We start from the raw sequence: 18122 nt of genomic DNA on the forward strand, positions 1-18122 counted from the left end.
TCATTCCGCCGGAGTTGCGCGCGCAAGGCGGCGCGAATTGCTGGTCGCGCCGGCAGCCACCCGGTAGCGCCGATCCGTCAACGAGATCAGCCCACCCAGCGCCATCAATGCTGCACCCAACCAGATCCAGCTGGCAAAGGGTTTGATATAGCTGCGCACCGCCCAGCCCCCACCCGCCTGGGCGTCACCGATCACCAGATAGATGTCACGGAACACGCCATTCTGGATCGCGGCCTCGGTGGTCGGCATGGCCTGCACCGGATAGACGCGCTTTTCGGGATGCAAGACGGTCACCCGCTTGCCATCGCGATCGACATGCATCGTGGCCAGCGTCGAGGTATAATTCGGCCCCTCGACTTGGTTCACCGCGTCCAGCGTGATCTCGTATTCAGCAACCTTGAAGGGCTGGCCGATCTGGGCCACGCGAATATCCTCGACCTGCCAGGCCATCAACAGGCTGACACCGATAAAGGTGACACCAAGGCCGCCATGAGCAATGGCCTTGCCCCAATCCGCGCGTGGCAGTCGCAGCAGGCGCGAGAAGCCGGAGTTGCCGGTGCGCTGCCAAAGATCGACCACCGCGCCCGCGATCAGCCAGCTACCAAGCCCAGCACCGATCACGGCCAGTGCCGATTTGCCGGTGGAAACTGCGAAAACCAATGCGGCGATGGCAAAGGCAAACACGACCGCCCCACGCAGGGAATGCAGCGCCTTACCCAGCTTGCCGCGCTTCCATGGCAAGATGGCCCCGATCGGCAGAATGAGGGCCAGCACAACCATGAAGGGCGTAAAGGCTTTCTCAAAGAAAGGCGTGCCGACGGACAGTTTGCTGTCCCAAGCCATCTCGGCGATCAGGGGCCAAACCGTGCCGATGAAAACGACAAAGGCCGAAACTGCCAGCAGGATGTTATTGGCAATCAACGCCCCCTCTCGCGAGACCGGGGCAAAGACGCCTTTGGCCTGCATCGCGGTCGCGCGCGCCGCATAAAGGGTCAAAGCCCCCCCGACAAAGAGCGCGAGAATGCCCAGAATAAAGACGCCGCGCTTGGGGTCATTGGCAAAGCTGTGCACCGAGGTAATGACGCCCGAACGCACGATGAAGGTCCCGATCAGCGAAAAGCCAAAGGCCATAATCGCCAAAAGGATGGTCCAGCTTTTCAAAGATTCGCGTTTTTCGACGACAATGGCCGAATGAAGCAGCGCACCAGCAAGCAGCCAGGGCATGAAACTGGCGTTTTCGACCGGGTCCCAGAACCAGAAGCCGCCCCAGCCCAGCTCGTAATAGGCCCACCATGACCCAAGTGCGATACCGATGGTCAGGAACATCCATGCACTTAGGGTCCATGGACGCACCCAGCGCGCCCAAGCCGCGTCAACGCGCCCTTCAATCAGCGCCGCAACCGCAAAGCTGAACGCCATGCTCAGCCCGACATAGCCCAGATACAGAAACGGCGGGTGGAAGGCCAAGCCCGGGTCCTGCAGCAAAGGGTTAAGGTCGCGTCCGTTGAAGGGCGGGTTCACAAAGCGCAAAAACGGGTTCGAGGTGAACAGGATGAAGGCGTAAAAGGCCGCCCCAATCGAGCCCTGCACCGCCAAGGCGCGGGCGCGCAGCTTGGGCGGAAGGTTCGGGTCAAAGCTGGCGGCTGCTGCACCGAACAGGGCCAGGATCATGACCCAAAGCAGCATCGAGCCCTCGTGATTGCCCCAAACCCCCGAGATTTTATAAAGCATCGGCTTGGTCGTATGAGAGTTTTCATAGACAAGCTTCAGCGAAAAATCCGAGGTGACAAAGGCAACTGTCAAAGCAACAAATGAAATCGCGACCAAGCCAAATTGGGCAATGGCCGCGGGTCGTGCGGATTCGATCCAGGGTGTCCAGCCTTTTGACGCGCCGACAAGCGGTATGATCATCTGGAAAAGGGATACCGCAAATGCGAGAATTAGGGCGAAATGGCCGATTTCGGCGATCATGGCTGTCTCCGGAGTTCTTGCCGGAAGATAACCCTAGCCGCGCGCGCGGGCCAGCCCTTGCATGAGGCCAGAATGTCACAGCCTCGTCACGAGCCAACCCGCGAAATGGTAAAATTATGCGGTTAACTTACGATGCAGCCCAATCTCGCAACGCGGCATTGTCGCTAAAGGCATCCTCGCGGGGCTGATCGGGCAAGGCAACCGTTTGCGATCCCTTATCCTTTGCTTGTGGCCGCAGGCGTACGACCTGCCTGAAATGATGCGCCTCGCGCGCGCCAAAATAAAAGCTGATCACGGCCCCAAACAACCACCACAAGGGCTCGGGAACCAGGGCCAGCCCCTCCATCCTCAGGCCAAATCCCGCGGGCTCGACCATGGCATAGACGAAAAGCCCCAAGGTACCAAGCGTCATCACCGGTCGAGGAAGTCGATTTAATCCGTTGACAAAGCTATCAAATATCCCTGCCCTTTGGGTGGTGAACTCGACCCCGAACTGGGTTATCGCGCGGGCATAGGCCTCTTCATCCAGCTCCATGCGGCGGGTCGCATTCTGGGTAAAGACCTCGGCGAGATTGCTTGCCGCCGAGGAAACGGCGCTGGCTGTGGAGCCCATACCGATAAAGCGGTCAATCACGCCCATTTTGCAATCCTCATTCGATGCTCTGCCGTGCTGAGATGATATTTTGGCGCGATGAATTCTTCGGCGCGCTTGATCCAGCCGCCCTTTTCGCCCGTCGAGCTGCGCGCGTATTTCCGGCTGGCCGGGCGCGCATCGGCCAAAGAATAGTAATAATTTCGCCGCTCAATGCCGTAGGCATCCGCAAGATGTCGCGGCGCGGCGGCAGCGGCCTGTTTGACCGCGCCAAGAGTATGGGGACCGATCAAACCATCATCCTTGGTCGCAAATCCCATCCGCGTGACCAGACGCTGCAGTATTTTGACGGCATTCGCGCCCGCGTTGACATACATGTCGAAAACGCTGGCCTGCAGCGTTTCTGGCAGCTCAGCCAGACCCGGTTTGCGAAAGTAATGTTCGACAAAGATGGTTTCGGCCTGAGCGCGCGTCAGCAATTTCACATCGGCGACATCGACCTTGCCGTCGCGCGTCAGATCCAGACCCAGTCGACGCATGGTCGCCAAAGTGACGCCGTATTTGGTCGCACCGCCCGGATCCTGGGGATCATCGACAAAGCCCCCCTCGCGACGCACGATCTGGGCCGCTATTTCTGAAACTGTTGGCATATCGTTTCCTCTTGCACAGCATGGCTCAGGCTGAGGAAAACGGGTTAACCAACGATTAACCCCGCGCACGTTGCGCGGGGCCAGGCATTTGAGGTCAGATGCAAAGGGGCGACCGCTCAGCTTCTTAGCTGCTGGGTGCCTCGTACACGCCCTGTGCTTTCAGCGAGTCGATGACCTCTTTGGGCATGTAATTTTCGTCGTGCTTCGCCAGGATTTCGCGGGCGACAAAAGTGTCACCTTCCATGCTGCCGGTGGCGATCATGCCCTCTCCCTCACCAAAGAGGTCGGGCAAAACGCCGGTGAAGCGGACGGGTACGGTTGCGCCTCCATCGGTGACGCTGAATTGAATGGTCTCTCCCATTCCGCGCACAAGGCTGCCCTTCTCGACCAAGCCACCCAGCCGGAAAACCTCGCCAGCCTTGGGGGGCATTTCAGCAAGCTGCGCGGGCGAGCGATAAAGGTTGATGCCATCACGAAAGCCATAGCCAATCAGGCCTACCGCCAAAATCAAGGCGAATGCGGCCGCAATCAAAACCTGTATACGTCTTTTTTTCTTTAGGCTTTTCATGTGATTGACAGACTTTCCTTAGGCACTTTCGAATGTGATACTGTGACGCAGAAACTGCGTTGCTTTGCCCGAAACCCGAACGGGATCCCCGGTGGTCAGATAGCGCGACTGCTGGCCGGCGCCCTGAAATTCGGGTCTGCGCTTGAGATAATCCTCAAGGCTTTCGGCGACAAGATTGGCTTGTGAATAGACGCGCACCCCATCGCCCAATGCTTTTTGGAATGCGGCCTGCATAAGGGGATAATGCGTGCATCCCAAAATCGCAGCCTCGGGATGGGGCATACGGCGCTTCAGAGCCTCGACATGGCTGGTGACCAAGGCCTCGGCCAAAAGTTCATCGCCCTGCTCGATCGCGTCAACCACACCCGCGCAGGGTTGGGCCTCGACGTCGACACCTATGGCGCGAAAGGCAAGCTCGCGCTGAAAGGCGCGGCTGGCAACGGTCGCCGGGGTGGCAAACAGCGCAACATGCTGAACGCTGACCTGGCGCGGGGGCGAGTTGTCGCCCCACTGTCGTTCAGTCAAGGATTCAATCAGCGGCACGAATACGCCCAGCACACGCTTATCTGCGGGCAACCAATTTTCTTGCATGCGCCGCAAGGCGGCGGCGCTGGCGGTGTTGCACGCCAGAATAACCAGATCGCAGCCCTCATCCCACAGCCGCTCGACGCCTTTGCAGGTCAATTGATAGATGTCATCGGCATCGCGCACCCCGTAAGGCGCATTGGCATTATCGCCATAATAAACCAAGGGAAGGTCAGGCATTCGCGCGGCAATGGCCTCATGAACCGTCAGGCCACCAAGCCCCGAATCAAATACGCCTACTGCCATCCGTCATCTCCCGTGCTGAGGGCTTGGTTTACGGCGAAATCAGCCAAAACGCCATGATTTTGGCTGCTCCTGCGTCACTTGGGCACAATGTCATGCCAAGCGCCCGCGAGACATGGCGCAAAATAGAGATATGGCCGGGCTCAAGATAGAAAATTTGCGTCACATTCCTGCGAGCAGCGCCTTTGCCCCAGCGGCGCATCAAAACCGTATTTTCCAGCCTTTCGCGATGGCTTTTGGATAATTTTACATTGATTACATTGACTTAATTAGGACCAACCCCGGCAGCCTTGCCGCAACCGCGCGTTGAAATTCCCGACAAATTCAGATAGGTAACTCCGCTTGACCCAGAAATCCGTGATAACGGCTAAATACCCTATCTTGTGCCAAGCTATCACTATGCTAAGGGTTGCGCTGGACGCATAGCAGATAGCACACGAAAGCAATTTTGATGGATTGGGACAAGCTTAGAATATTTCACGCTGTCGCGGATGCGGGCAGCCTGACGCATGCAGGCGAAACCCTTCATCTGTCGCAATCTGCAGTCAGCCGCCAAATCCGCGCTTTGGAAGATTCCCTTGGCACCACCCTTTTTCACCGCCATGCGCGCGGGCTGATCCTGACAGAGCAAGGTGAGCTGCTGTTTGAGGCCACGATGGCCATGGTGCGCAAACTAGACACGACCTCGGCGCGCATTCGCGACAGCGAGGAACATGTCTATGGCGAGCTGAAGCTGACCACGACCACCGGTTTCGGCACGCTTTGGCTGGTGCCGCGTCTGGCCAAACTTTACGATCGCTATCCCGATCTGAAGATTGATCTGATCCTTGAAGAGCGCGTGCTTGACCTGCCCATGCGCGAGGCGGATGTCGCCATCCGCATGAAAGAGCCGAACCAACAGGATCTTATTCGCCGTCGGCTGCTGAATATCCGGATGCGGCTTTACGCGACCCGGGACTATCTAGAGAAGGCAGGCACGCCACGCCGCCTCGAGGATCTATCCAAGCACCGTATCATTTGCCAAGACCCCCAGACCCCTCAGGTCAGTTCGGGTGCGGTCTTGGCCAAGATGCTGCTTAGCCAGAACTCGCCCTCGACACTGCTGATCAACAGCTACTTTGGCGTGTTGCAGGCTGTTTCCAGCCATGTCGGTATCGGCATCCTGCCAGATTATGTTGCGGCTGATATTCCCGATCTGGTGCGGGTGCTTCCTGACCTGGAATCGACCGAAGTGCCCGTTTTTCTTGCATTCCCAGAAGAGCTGCGCACATCGCGCCGGGTTTCGGCCTTCCGCGACTTCGTCCTTGAGGAAATTCAGGCGATGAAAAAGGGTCAATCAGAGGCTGAATCCAACTAAAAAGCGGCGTTATTCGCTGAGCGCATAACTGCCATGTCAGTTCTTGCCCAGTTGGACCTTGAACCCTTCGCATCCTGCCCATATCTCAGGCTGCGAAGGGGATGATTTGAGGCAACTCTCATCAACTTCACCTCCCTGTTGGACTTAGGCCGGGCCTTGTGCCCGGCTTTTTTTTGCCCAATCGCATCCTTGCGTCAAAGTCGGATCGCAAAATCGCGACATTCCTTGCCCCCTCACGTTCTCTGCCCTTTCCTAATGGCAGTCTGACGCTTAAAAGGCCGTTAAATTCCGGGCAAAGGGGCATCACGATGACCGAACCACTGATCACCGAGGAACTGATCGCCGCGCATGGCCTCAAGCCCGATGAATATCAGCGCATCCTTGACATTATCGGTCGCGAGCCGACCTTCACGGAGCTTGGTATTTTCTCGGCGATGTGGAACGAGCATTGCTCGTATAAATCGTCGAAAAAGTGGCTGCGCACTTTGCCGACCACTGGCCCGCAAGTGATCTGTGGCCCCGGCGAGAATGCCGGCGTGGTTGATATTGGCGATGGCCAGGCGGTGGTTTTCAAAATGGAAAGCCACAACCACCCCTCTTATATCGAGCCGCACCAAGGTGCAGCGACCGGCGTTGGCGGGATCTTGCGCGATGTCTTTACCATGGGTGCAAGACCGATTGCGGCGATGGACGCCCTGAGCTTTGGCCGTCCCGAACATGCCAAGACCGCACATCTGGTCAAAGGCGTGGTCGAGGGCATCGGCGCTTATGGCAATGCTTTCGGCGTGCCCAATGTCGGTGGCGAGGTTCGCTTTCATGCCAGCTATGATGGCAACTGCCTGGTGAATGCTTTCGCCGCAGGTTTGGCCGATAGCGACAAGATCTTTTATTCGGCAGCCTCGGGCGTCGGCATGCCGGTGGTCTATCTGGGTGCAAAAACCGGCCGCGATGGTGTGGGCGGCGCGACCATGGCCTCGGCCGAGTTTGACGACACGATCGAAGAAAAGCGGCCGACCGTGCAAGTTGGCGCCCCCTTCACCGAGAAATGCCTGCTTGAGGCCTGCCTCGAGCTGATGGCGACGGATAGCGTTATTTCGATCCAGGATATGGGTGCAGCCGGTCTGACCTGTTCGGCGGTCGAGATGGGCGACAAGGGCGGTCTGGGCATCAAGCTGATCCTGGATCACGTGCCGCAGCGCGAAACCAATATGACCGCCTATGAAATGATGCTGTCCGAATCCCAGGAACGCATGCTGATGGTTCTTAAGCCCGAAAAAGAGGCCGAGGCACGCGCGATTTTTGAAAAATGGGATCTCGATTTCGCCATCGTAGGGGAAACCATCGCCGAGGATCGGTTCCTGATCCAGCATGGCAATGAGATCATGGCGGATCTGCCGCTGTCCAAGCTGTCGTCCAGCGCCCCGGAATATGACCGCCCCTGGGTCGAGACAGCGCCAGCCGGCGCCATGCCTGATTTGCCTGCCATCTCCCCGATCGCGGCGCTCAAAGCGCTGATCGGCTCGCCCAACTATGCGCATAAATCCTGGGTCTGGGAGCAATATGACACCCAGGTCGGCGCCGATACGATCCGTCGTCCGGGAATTGGCGCGGGCGTCGTGCGCGTGCACGGAACGCAAAAAGCGCTGGCCTTTACCAGCGACGTGACCCCGCGCTATGTCAAAGCCAACCCATTCGAGGGCGGCAAACAAGCCGTTGCCGAGGCTTGGCGCAATCTGGTCGCTGCGGGCGCAACCCCGCTGGCCGCGACCGACAACCTGAACTTCGGCAACCCCGAAAAGCCCGAGATCATGGGCCAGCTGGTCGGTGCCATCAAAGGGATTGGCGAGGCCTGCCTTGCGCTTGATTTCCCCATCGTGTCGGGCAACGTCTCGCTTTACAACGAGACCGACGGCAAAGGCATCCTGCCAACCCCAACCATCGGCGGGGTCGGCCTGATCGCTTCGCTGGATCAGATCATCTCGGGCCTTCCGCAAGAAGGTGATGTGGCAATCGTCATCGGCCAGACCCTGGGCCATCTTGGCCAATCCGCCCTGGCGGCCGAAGCCTTTGGCATCGAAGCAGGCGACGCGCCCCATGTCGATCTTAGCGCTGAGCGGGCCAATGGTGCGTTCATTCTGGCCAACCGCAGCGCCTTTTCGGCGGTCTCCGACCTGTCGGACGGCGGCATGGCACTGGCTGCTTTTGAAATGGCCGAAGGCGCTGATCTGGGTGTGACGCTGACGCACGCTGATATTGCCACGCTTTATGGCGAAGATCAGGCACGCTATCTGGTCGCTTGCACCGCGCAATCGGCCCCGGCCCTGCTAGAGGCCGCGCACCAGGCAGGCGTTCCCGCCGCCCAAATCGGCACATTCGGCGGCAAAGATCTGGCATTCGGCGATGAGAAAGAAGCGATGTCGGGCCTCTCGACCCTTTATCGCAGTGCCTTTGCTGATCGTATCGGCCTTAATCTGGCCTGATTTCGTCAGCATCACATCCCGAAAAGGCGCCAGAAAATTTCTGGCGCCTTTTTGCGTGATCTAGCGCTTTATCTGGGCGAAAACCTCGCCAACGGGACGGATCACCGCCCCAAGCTCGCGCGCAACCGACAAAAGATCATGCAGGACGTCGGGGGTGATGCCATAGGCGCTGGGATCGGGGCGCACATCATGGCTGAACAGGATGACCCAGCCCCCTGTCAGCGCAGCCCGCTGCATCGCGGCAATGGCGCGCTCGATCCGTCCCGTTTCAAGCCGCAAGTCGAAGGCGCAAAGCTGCATCCGATCGCTTGTTGGCAGATTGATTTGGGGCGCGATTCCGCGCGCGCTCAACACTTCACCGCGCAGCCGCGCCTTCAGGCCACAGCGCGCCTCGCCATAGGGATAGGCCAGATGCGGGCTGGCAGGCTGGCCCATGATCTGCGCCAGAATATCCCGGTTGCGCGCCAAATCGGCCTTAACATCGGGCCAGGGCATCATGGCCATATTGGCATGGCGATGGCCGTGAAGGGCAATCTCGTGCCCCTCTTGGTCAAGCTCGCGCAGGCGCGGACCATCTAGCACCTGCCCGCTTGGCCCAACCGCCCCTAAAAGACCCGTCGCCACATACCAGCTGGCGCGACAGCCAAAGTGATCCAGCACCTCTTTGCCGATGGTCGCCGCGCTATCGGGCACATCGTCAAAGCTGATCGACAGATGAAAGCCTTCGGGCAAGAGACCCAGCCGCTCTGCCCGGCAAAATCTGCTCCACCTGCGCCGCAGTCTGCCACGCCAGCCGGGCTCTATCCCCTCCAGATCAATGGCTTTGTGCATGCAACTCTCGGGCATAGATCAAGGCACGAAAGACCTTAAGCGCATAAAGCCGAAGCGCGGCTGGCAAGACCGGCGCAGCGGTCAGAACCATCTGACGGCTCAGCCAGGTCCAAGCCCCCAACATCGGCATATGCGAGGCTAGATTCGCTATCCGGTAAATCTGCATCTTTTTGACGCTATCGGGATGGCGCGCCAAAAGCAGCATGAAATTCGGCCCAGAGCCCTCGTATTTTCGTAACAGATCCCGATCAGGATCCAGCCCCAGATGGATTGCCACATTGTCGATGTGCAAGATCGGGTAACGCCGCATGATCGTCAGCCCCCATTCCACATCCTCCCAGCCCCAGCCATGAAAGCCACTGTCAAAAGGGATTTCCGTGCAAATGCTGCGGTGAAGAAAGATATTCGACGTAAAGACAAAGCGCCCAGGATCGGCATTACGTCGCGCCGCGGTCAGACATTCGGATCGGCAAGACTGCAAAAGATGCAGCCGTGTCGCCGCCGAGGCCGAGCTTCTGTTCACATCAAATCCGCCCACGATACAGCAAGGCCCGTTTTGCTGCGCCGCTGCCGCGCAATAGGCCAGCAGGAACTGATCGCACCCAATCGCCATGTCTGCGTCCAAAAACAGCAACCACGCCGCGCTAGAGGCTGCGATCAAAGCATTGCGCGCAGCAGATCTTCCATGATTTGCGGACGCCGTGATCAAGCGGCTTTGCCCTGGAAAGGCCTCGAGCGCGGCCATGATCCTTGCGGTCAATGCGCAATCCCCAGAGCCATCATCATAAATCAGCAATGTGGAATGATCGGCCCCGTGTTGCCGCGCCAGATCCAGGATCAATCCCGTGGGATCATGGCGAAAAACTGGAATACATATGTCCAGACCGGAAATGTTCTGAGCAATCGATGTTTCAGCAGTGAAAGACTGGCACTGGATCATCGCCGCAACCCCTTCCCACCAGCACGGCAAAACCACAGAATTTAAAAGCTAGGCCGCATCTCAACTCTGCATGAGCGAAGTTACGCCGCCAAGCATTTTTTGCTTGATTCACCTGACAGGAGAACCGGTCAAAAAATACTTTTAATTCAATTTCAATTAATTACATCATGTCAATATGCATAATAATGCATGATGATGCGACGATGTGATCGGTCAATTCACCCATAGCACGAAACCAATGTTATCGCCCCCGAACCAACGAGCGGAATCACGCCGACGTGATTTTAGATGAAATCGATCACGCCTAAAAGCCGTTGACGCATCAGATGCCCCTGCGGAGGCGAGCGCCAAAAGAAAAGGGCCTGTCGCCACATTCGGCAAACAAGCCCTAAGTCACGCGTCTTATGCGCGCTCTGCTCTCTAGGTTTTACCGCATTCTCACCGGAACGCGGCTGATCTTACCTGCTACAGATCAGGTCAAATCGATGCATCAAGGGCGCCCTCGCCCCGCGCTATGCGACACCCGATCACGTTTTTCATCTCAGACACGATTGGCTCTGAATATCTTCATCAGAAAAATACCCAATCACGACACCACCGATCCTGCTGCGCAAGCCAATACCACTTGCCTCGACATTGCACTCGGCACGACATGGCTACCAAAATGGGGCAGCATTGCCTAAACCACACAACCTTTTGTGTCTAAAATACCTACTTCCACAAATTACGCGAGAAAGCCCATGTTGCAAGCTTTTTCCCCACCCTCACCTTCAGGAATTCCATTCCTGATGCGATCCTGGGCTCAAAGGGTCAGGATGGCGTCATCAGTGACGATGATATCCAGCGGCTGATCCGTTGCTTCGACCGGAATAAGGGGAAGTTCCTGAACGGAAAATGCGCATCCGATGGCCAGAACCGGCCCGTTGCGGCGCAACCCTTCAAGGGTGCGGTCGTAAAATCCACCACCATAGCCCAGGCGATTACCCGCACGGTCAAACCCCGCAAGTGGCACCAGCAGGACCTGTGGGACCAGCTCCTCCATCACGGGGTCCGGGTGACAGGTACCAAAGCTTCCCGCGACCAGTCCGGCCTCACCGCCCTCCCATTTGCGAAAGATCAAGGGCTGAGCGGGGCCAAGAACGACTGGCAAGCACAAAGCCCCCGAATGTTCACGCATGGCCTCTCGCGGGTCGGCCTCGTCACGTATGGGCCAATAGCCCGCCAAAATCTGGCCTTCGCAAGGCGCCAGCACCTGCATAAGATGACGCGTCAGCGCGGCCGCATTACCGCCCTGTGCGCGGGCGGCCAAGGCCTGGCGGCGCAGCGCAGATTTATCCGTCTCTGAGCTGCTCATAGCAAGATCCACGAGGCCAGCCCCAGGAAGGCGAAAAAGCCCATCACATCTGTCATGGTCGTCACAAACGTCCCCGATGCCAGCGCCGGGTCCAGCCCGAACCTGCTTAGCGTCAGGGGCACCAATACGCCCCCCATCGCCGCCACGATCTGATTGGCAACCATCGCCGTACCCAGCACCACACCGATCAGCGGACTTCCCAGAACAAAGGTCGCTGCGAGGCATAGAATAAGCGCAAGCCCCAGCCCATTGAGCAGACCCGCCAGCAATTCCCGCAAGATCACCCGTCTTGCGTTGGCCGATGTCAGCTCTCGCGTGGCAAGCGCGCGCACGGCAACCGCCAGGGATTGGGTCCCCGCAATGCCGCCGGTCGAGGCGACAATCGGCATCAAGGCCGCCAGAATGACCAGCGCGCTTAGGGTTGCCTCGAATTGCGAGATCACGAAAGCCGAGATCGATGCCGTAAAGAGGTTGATCACCAGCCACGGCAGGCGCTGACGCGCGGTTTGAAATGCACCGTCCGAGACGTGGCTGTCGTCAGCAACCCGGGCCATGCGCAGAAAGTCTTCCTCGTGCTCTTCATCCAGAACCGACATGGCGTCATCGATGGTGATCATGCCGACCAAACGGTCATCCTCATCGACCACCGGAGATGAGATCAGGTGATATTTGTTGAAGGCATAGGCGACCTCGCCTTCATCCTGCAGTGCCGAGATGGTGCGAAAGCTATCCTCGGTGATGTCGCGCAAAAGCACCTGCGGCCGAGAGGACAAGATCTTGCCAAGCGTGACATAACCTGTGGGATGGCGACGCGGATCAACCAAGACCACATGATAAAACTGGTCAGGCAGCCATTCTTCGGTCCGAAGAAAGGCAATCGCATCGCCAACGGTCCAATGCTCGGGTGCGGTCACCACCTCGGATTGCATCAAACGGCCGGCGGAATGTTCGGGATAATTCAGCGACTGCTCGACCGCGGCGCGATCAGATTCGTCCAACTCGGCCAAAAGCGCCTGCTGCTCGGGGCGCTCTAGATCTTCAAGCAGGTCAACGACGTCGTCGCTGTCCATTTCGCGCACAGCCTCGGCCAGAACCGCATGGGGCAAGGCCTCGACAACTTCGTCGCGGATGGATTCGTCGATCTCGGACAGGATTTCGCCGTCGATCTCGCCGGAATAAAGCGCCAGAAAAGCCCGGCGCCGCGATGGGGTCAGCTGTTCGATCAGATCTGCAATATCGGCGGGATGCAGCGGCTCAAGCAGCTGGTCCAGCATGGCAGCATCGCCCGTGTCGATTGCCTGGTCGATATTGTCGATAGCCTCTTGCAGGGGCTGAACGTCTTCGTCCTGTACTGCGGTCTCAGCCTCGCGGATTTGGTTCATGTGATATTCCTCTCGCTCGAGCAGACCGTTGTCGTGGCGCCTTACCCAGTACTGGCCCAATCCGGGCCATGCCGCCAATCAACGCAGGGCGGCCTTTTGCTGTCACTTTCGCAAAAGCGCAAGAGCCTCGGCGTGAAGTTCAGGGCTTGCTGCGGCAAGAATTTGGCCACCCTGATGGGCAGCCCCGCCCTGCCAGTCGCTCACGACCCCGCCTGCGGCCTGAACCACCGCGATCGGCGCGCCGACATCATAGGGCTGCAAGCCCGCCTCGATCACCAGATCGATCTGTCCCGCAGCCAAAAGCGCATAAGCATAACAGTCCATGCCATAGCGCGTCAGCCGCACCTGATCAGCGACGCGGCGAAAGGCTGCCAGCTCGTCTGCAGTACCGACCTCGGGATAGGTCGACATCAAGGTGGCCTCGGCCAGCGCAACATTTTTGCGCGTGGCCAGTGCTTGCGCGCCATGCGGCCCCTGCAGTTTGGCGATACCAAAGCCACCTTCGAAGCGCTCGCCAATATAGGGTTGATCAATCAGCCCATACATAGGCCCGCTGTCATCGCTTACGGCGATCAACACCCCCCAGCTGGCCGCACCCGAGATATAGGCCCGCGTGCCGTCAATGGGATCAAGAACCCAAGTCAGCCCCGAGCGTCCCGCGCTGTTGCCATATTCCTCGCCCAAAATGCCGTCATCGGGACGACGCTTGGCAAGGATGGCGCGCATGGCACGCTCGCAGGCGCGGTCAGCCTCGGTGACCGGATCAAATCCGGTGGTCAACTTATTGTCGGGGTGTAAAGCAGATGAGCGAAAATGCTTAAGCGTTTCAACTCTTGCTGCATCGGCCAGCAAATGCGCCGTTGCGATGATCTCGTCGGTATCGATCATGTCTGCCCCCGAATGATTTCAGAGACAGACATAGACCGGCTATTTGACAGTGGGAAGTCAGGCCGCGTCAGAAAGCACGCGGGCCAGTTCGAAAATCTGGCGGCGCTGTGCCTCGGGCATCGCGTAATAAGCGCGAACCAGCTGCAGCGCTTCTTTATCGGCCAGAATATCCCCCTCGATTTCGGCGCGTGCGCGATCCTCGCCCAAGCCTTCGAAGAAAAAGCTCACCGGAACGTCGACAGATTGTGCAATATCCCAAAGGCGCGACGCAGACACCCTGTTCATACCAGTTTCATATTTTTGAATTTGCTGAAACTTGATACCAACTTTTTCGGCCAGCTGCTGTTGGGTCATCCCAATCATCCAGCGCCGGTGGCGAATACGTTTCCCGACATGCAGGTCGACGTTATGTTTCATAGCAACACCCTCACTCATACAAAACAGGTGGCGATCTCGAAAGATTTGCGGCCAAAATACGGCCTGTAATCCCCGCTTTTCCCCGATCACCGCCTTCTAGAAGCAGAAACTATGTCTATTTTGTACAAGCCTGCTGGGGATGCCAAGACACTAATGCGCGTTATGCGCGAAAAATTGGAGGAAAAATGCCTGAATGCTCGACAGCCATGATGGTGAAAGCCGCAGGAGAAAGCCCCTCGCCCGTTGAAATTACGACAGGAACTCCGGCTGAGGGGCAGGTTTTGGTGCGCATGCGCGCCGCAGCGCTGAATTTCGCCGATTTGCTGATGTTGAGCGGGACATATCAGGAAACGCCGCCCCTGCCCTTCATTCCGGGTCTCGAAGGCGCCGGAGAGATTCTGGCCGCGGGGCCTGGCACGCGCTTGACCAAAGGCACACGGGTGGCGGTCTTTGCCCAGGGCACGATGACAGAGACAGGTGTGTTTGACGCCAATGACTGCCTGCCCATACCCAATACAATGAGCGATCAAGACGCGGCCGGATTTCAGATCGCCTATGGCACCTCTCATCTGGCACTCACCCAGCGCGCCGATCTGCAAAAAGGGGAAACTTTGGTCGTGCTTGGGGCCGCGGGCGGGGTCGGGCTGACTGCGGTGGCCATCGGTGCCGCTCTGGGCGCGCGGGTAATCGCGGTGGCGCGCGGACAGGACAAGTTGGCCGCGGCCAAGGCGGCTGGCGCGCATGAGCTGATCGACAGCGACGACTGTCCCGACCTCAAGGCCAAGCTGCGCGCATTGGGCGGCGTCGACGTCGTCTATGATCCCGTCGGCGACGCATTGGGCGAGGCCGCATTTGCCGCCTTGCGTCCCTTGGGCCGTTTTCTGGTCATCGGATTTGCAGGGGGCAAGGCGCCGCGAATTCCGCTAAACCATGCGCTGGTCAAGAACATTGCGATCCACGGATTTTACTGGGGCGCCTATCGCAAACTGGCGCCAGAGGTACTCCGCGACAGTATGACGCAGCTTTTCCAGATGATTGAATCCGGCCAGATTACCCCCGTTGCCAGCCAGGTTCTGCCCCTGTCAGAACTGAACAAGGCCTATGATTTGCTGCGCAGCCGCCGCTCGATCGGCAAAGTCATCCTTCAGATCTGAAACTTTGCCAACTCTTTCAATCTTAAGCGACAGCAGCATTGAAATAGAGCCCCGAATTCCCGATATTTAACCTGATCGGTGAGCCGCCCCGGCGCACCGCGAATTCTGACCGGGGAGACATTCATGTCTGACTACAATTCGATCCGCACGGCCGGGACCGCGACGCGCTCTGCCGCAGTGGACGAGGGCCTTCGCGCCTATATGAACAAAGTCTATAGCCTGATGGCTGTCGGCATGCTGCTGACCGCTGGTACGGCTTGGGGCATGTCGGGACTGACGCTGTCGTCGGTTGCGACCCAATATGGTATGGGCGGCGGCAAGTTCCTGACGGACTTTGGCGCAACGCTGTACCTTTCGCCGCTGAAATGGGTGGTGATGTTTGCGCCTTTGGTTATGGTCTTTGCCTTTGGCGCAGCCCTCAACCGCCTGTCGGTGCAAGCCGCAACCCTGCTTTTCTACGCTTTCGCCGCTGTGATGGGCGTCTCGATCAGCTGGATTTTCGTGGCCTATACCTCGTTCTCGGTGGTGCAGACCTTCTTGGTGACTGCCGTGGCTTTCGCAGGCCTGTCGCTGTGGGGTTATACCACCAAGCGTGACCTGTCGGGTATGGGGACGTTCCTGATGATGGGCCTGATCGGCCTGATCGTCGCCTCGATCGTCAACATCTTCCTGAAATCCAGCGCGATGCAGTTTGCGATCTCGGCGATTGGTGTGCTGATTTTTGCAGGCCTGACCGCTTTTGATACGCAAAACATCAAGAACACCTATCTGCAGATGGCAAATTCCGACAGCGACTTTATCGGTAAAGCCGCGATCATGGGTGCGCTGCAGCTGTATCTTGATTTCCTGAACCTGTTCATGTTCCTGCTGCAATTCATGGGCAACCGGGACTAAGTTCAGACCGAAAGTGTCTAGCTAAGATACAGACCCCGCCAGCTCAAAGCTGGCGGGGTTTTTCTTTGCCCTTCTTGGCCCGGCCGCATTAGCCTTTGGCAGGCTCTGACCAGCGAATCTCTTTGTCCCCGCGCAAGTCCGCAGACGCCATTACGGCATCGTTTTCGCAAAACTTAAGGTTTATTCCAAATACCAGAGCTCCTCTTGGGCGAGATTTCTTAACCTTGCGTCAGGCAAGGCGCCTGTCCTTTTAGTCAGACTCGGCGAGATTTTTCCGAATGCCGCTGGTTGCACCCTTAGAGCTAGTGCAATTAAGCATTTGTAATATATGCGCATTATTCAAACGAAATGTTTTCGTTTGAATTTCAGGCAATTCTGTTTCCCAGCACTGGGAAACAAGTCCCTTGTCAATGAGTTAGCGACTGATAAGTATCAGGCTAACGGCGCCATGTTGGCCCGTCGTTGAGTAATGTTTACGAGTATGCACCCGTCCGTTATGGCGGGAACGTCATTGGTGCGTTGGCACCGCATATCCGTCCGCATTCTCATCTTTTAATCGCCTCCTGTTGGGGCTGTTGTGAATGTGGGTAACGATATGACCTCTACCTCCGGGCCGTCGGCCGGCACTGGTTCGCCGATTATTACCGCTGAGCGTATGATCTTTCTCGGCAATTTGCCGAACCTTGATCCTAATAAAGCGACCGTTGGACCTGATAACGCTTTTAGCGTGACTCATGGACAGACGTTTGGATCGACTGATAACCCGCTTTATAGTAACCAGACCAACATTTCCTTAAATGATTTGAATGGTGACGGCTTTATTCCAAGCGATGGCGAAAACTCTTCGACCGAATTCATTAGCCATAACCTTAGTGGCAGCGAACAGAATTATACGGTCAATACGGCCTTCGACGCATTCCTGAGCACGGTCCGCGTTCAGCATCCGGATGGCTATATCCAGGAAATCACATCAACGCTGCGCGTGATGCAGGATTCGGCTGGCAATACATTCCTGATGCCGCCGCCCGATGGCGCACCGGATTATGAGCTTCAGGAAATGCTGACCTATCCGATTGTTTCGGTGACCTTTTCGAATAACGAAAAGAACTATAACCCATGCGAAACCGGCATTACTCCGCGTAAGAACTGCTTCCCCTGCTTCGTGCGCGGCACCATGATCGAGACCGAATTCGGCGCGATTGCGGTCGAAAATCTAAGCGAAGACATGCGGGTCTGGACGCGCGACAACGGGCTTCAGCCCATCCGCTGGATCGGCTCGCGCCGTCTGGGGGCTGATGCTTTGGCGCGCAACGAAGAGCTGAAGCCGATCCGCATCCGCGCGGGCGCCTTGGGCAATGGCACGCCGACACAGGATCTGATCGTCTCTCAGCAGCACCGCATCCTCGTCCGCTCGCAGATCGCACTCAAGATGTTTGGCTCGCACGAGGTGCTGGTCGCCGCCAAGCAGCTTTTGCAGATCCCCGGCATCGATATTGTGACCGAAACGGTCGAGGTGGAATATTTCCACTTCCTCTTTGATCGCCACGAGGTTGTGCTGTCCAACGGCGCAGAGACGGAATCGCTGTTCACCGGCCCCGAGGCCCTCAAGGCCCTTGGCCCGGCAGTGGCGCAGGAAATCTTTACCCTGTTCCCAGAGTTGAAAAACCGTGAGGCGGGCTACGTTCCAGCCGGTGCGCGCCATCTGGCCTCGGGGCGGATGGGACGCAAGCTGGCGGTACGCCACCTTCAGAACGGCCGCGCCTTGGTGCAATAGGCGGATAGGCAACCAGGTAAGGGGGGCGGCTTCGTGCCGTCC

The 18122-nt window shown here is 57.8% G+C and carries 16 protein-coding genes; 5 read left to right on the forward strand and 11 right to left on the reverse strand.

The annotated features are described in order from the left end of the window. The 5 genes from RTS12_RS03615 to RTS12_RS03635 all read right to left on the reverse strand — a co-directional run bounded on the left by RTS12_RS03615 (position 1) and on the right by RTS12_RS03635 (position 4612). A complete protein-coding gene (locus RTS12_RS03615; RefSeq protein WP_312525577.1) occupies positions 1-1971 on the reverse strand; it encodes a heme lyase CcmF/NrfE family subunit in 1971 nt (656 codons plus the stop codon). A gap of 127 nt (positions 1972-2098) precedes the next feature. Then, positions 2099-2611, reverse strand: a complete 513-nt coding sequence (locus tag RTS12_RS03620; protein ID WP_312525579.1) for a holin family protein — start codon at positions 2609-2611, stop codon at positions 2099-2101. Further along, positions 2602-3213 carry a holin-associated N-acetylmuramidase gene (locus RTS12_RS03625; protein ID WP_312525581.1) on the reverse strand — a complete coding sequence of 204 codons (612 nt, stop codon included), beginning with the start codon at positions 3211-3213 and terminating at the stop codon, positions 2602-2604. The genes RTS12_RS03620 and RTS12_RS03625 overlap by 10 nt, the downstream gene beginning before the upstream one ends. Positions 3214-3337: 124 nt before the next feature. Further along, on the reverse strand, positions 3338-3781 hold the full coding sequence (gene ccmE, locus RTS12_RS03630) for a cytochrome c maturation protein CcmE (protein ID WP_312525583.1): 444 nt from the start codon (positions 3779-3781) through the stop codon (positions 3338-3340). 18 nt (positions 3782-3799) lie between these two features. Continuing rightward, on the reverse strand, positions 3800-4612 hold the full coding sequence (locus RTS12_RS03635; protein ID WP_312525586.1) for an aspartate/glutamate racemase family protein: 813 nt from the start codon (positions 4610-4612) through the stop codon (positions 3800-3802). A gap of 448 nt (positions 4613-5060) precedes the next feature. On the opposite strand from RTS12_RS03635, the gene RTS12_RS03640 reads away from it, so the two are divergent. Together RTS12_RS03640 and purL are read left to right on the forward strand one after the other, a co-directional pair. Further along, a complete protein-coding gene (locus RTS12_RS03640) occupies positions 5061-5966 on the forward strand; it encodes a LysR family transcriptional regulator (RefSeq protein ID WP_312525589.1) in 906 nt (301 codons plus the stop codon). 308 nt (positions 5967-6274) lie between these two features. Continuing rightward, a complete protein-coding gene (gene purL, locus RTS12_RS03645) occupies positions 6275-8446 on the forward strand; it encodes a phosphoribosylformylglycinamidine synthase subunit PurL (protein ID WP_312525592.1) in 2172 nt (723 codons plus the stop codon). Positions 8447-8506: 60 nt separating this feature from the next. Here the strand turns inward: purL and RTS12_RS03650 are convergent, their stop codons facing one another. From RTS12_RS03650 to RTS12_RS03675, 6 genes are all read right to left on the reverse strand, one after another. Continuing rightward, a complete protein-coding gene (locus RTS12_RS03650) occupies positions 8507-9277 on the reverse strand; it encodes a polysaccharide deacetylase family protein (protein WP_312525596.1) in 771 nt (256 codons plus the stop codon). Next, on the reverse strand, positions 9261-10217 hold the full coding sequence (locus RTS12_RS03655; protein WP_312525599.1) for a glycosyltransferase family 2 protein: 957 nt from the start codon (positions 10215-10217) through the stop codon (positions 9261-9263). Before RTS12_RS03655 ends, RTS12_RS03650 begins: the two co-directional genes overlap by 17 nt. A gap of 802 nt (positions 10218-11019) precedes the next feature. Beyond that, a complete protein-coding gene (locus RTS12_RS03660; protein ID WP_312525600.1) occupies positions 11020-11571 on the reverse strand; it encodes a 5-formyltetrahydrofolate cyclo-ligase in 552 nt (183 codons plus the stop codon). After that, positions 11568-12953, reverse strand: a complete 1386-nt coding sequence (mgtE, locus tag RTS12_RS03665) for a magnesium transporter (RefSeq protein ID WP_312525602.1) — start codon at positions 12951-12953, stop codon at positions 11568-11570. Before mgtE ends, RTS12_RS03660 begins: the two co-directional genes overlap by 4 nt. Before the next feature lie 102 nt (positions 12954-13055). Beyond that, positions 13056-13841, reverse strand: coding sequence for an inositol monophosphatase family protein (locus RTS12_RS03670; protein WP_312525604.1), 786 nt, complete (start codon positions 13839-13841; stop codon positions 13056-13058). 57 nt (positions 13842-13898) lie between these two features. Next, entirely contained in the window at positions 13899-14258 is a 360-nt protein-coding gene (locus RTS12_RS03675; RefSeq protein WP_312525638.1) for a helix-turn-helix transcriptional regulator, read from the reverse strand. 185 nt (positions 14259-14443) lie between these two features. On the opposite strand from RTS12_RS03675, the gene RTS12_RS03680 reads away from it, so the two are divergent. The 3 genes from RTS12_RS03680 to RTS12_RS03690 all read left to right on the forward strand — a co-directional run bounded on the left by RTS12_RS03680 (position 14444) and on the right by RTS12_RS03690 (position 18080). After that, positions 14444-15412 carry an NADPH:quinone oxidoreductase family protein gene (locus RTS12_RS03680; RefSeq protein WP_312525606.1) on the forward strand — a complete coding sequence of 323 codons (969 nt, stop codon included), beginning with the start codon at positions 14444-14446 and terminating at the stop codon, positions 15410-15412. A gap of 123 nt (positions 15413-15535) precedes the next feature. Further along, positions 15536-16306: a Bax inhibitor-1/YccA family protein gene (locus RTS12_RS03685; protein ID WP_312525609.1), complete on the forward strand. Its 771-nt coding sequence runs from the start codon at positions 15536-15538 to the stop codon at positions 16304-16306. 727 nt (positions 16307-17033) lie between these two features. Further along, positions 17034-18080, forward strand: coding sequence for a Hint domain-containing protein (locus tag RTS12_RS03690; RefSeq protein WP_312525611.1), 1047 nt, complete (start codon positions 17034-17036; stop codon positions 18078-18080). Positions 18081-18122: the final 42 nt, after the last annotated feature.

Origin of the sequence: Paracoccus sp. (in: a-proteobacteria), assembly GCF_032007265.1 — a bacterium.
GTDB lineage: Bacteria > Pseudomonadota > Alphaproteobacteria > Rhodobacterales > Rhodobacteraceae > Paracoccus.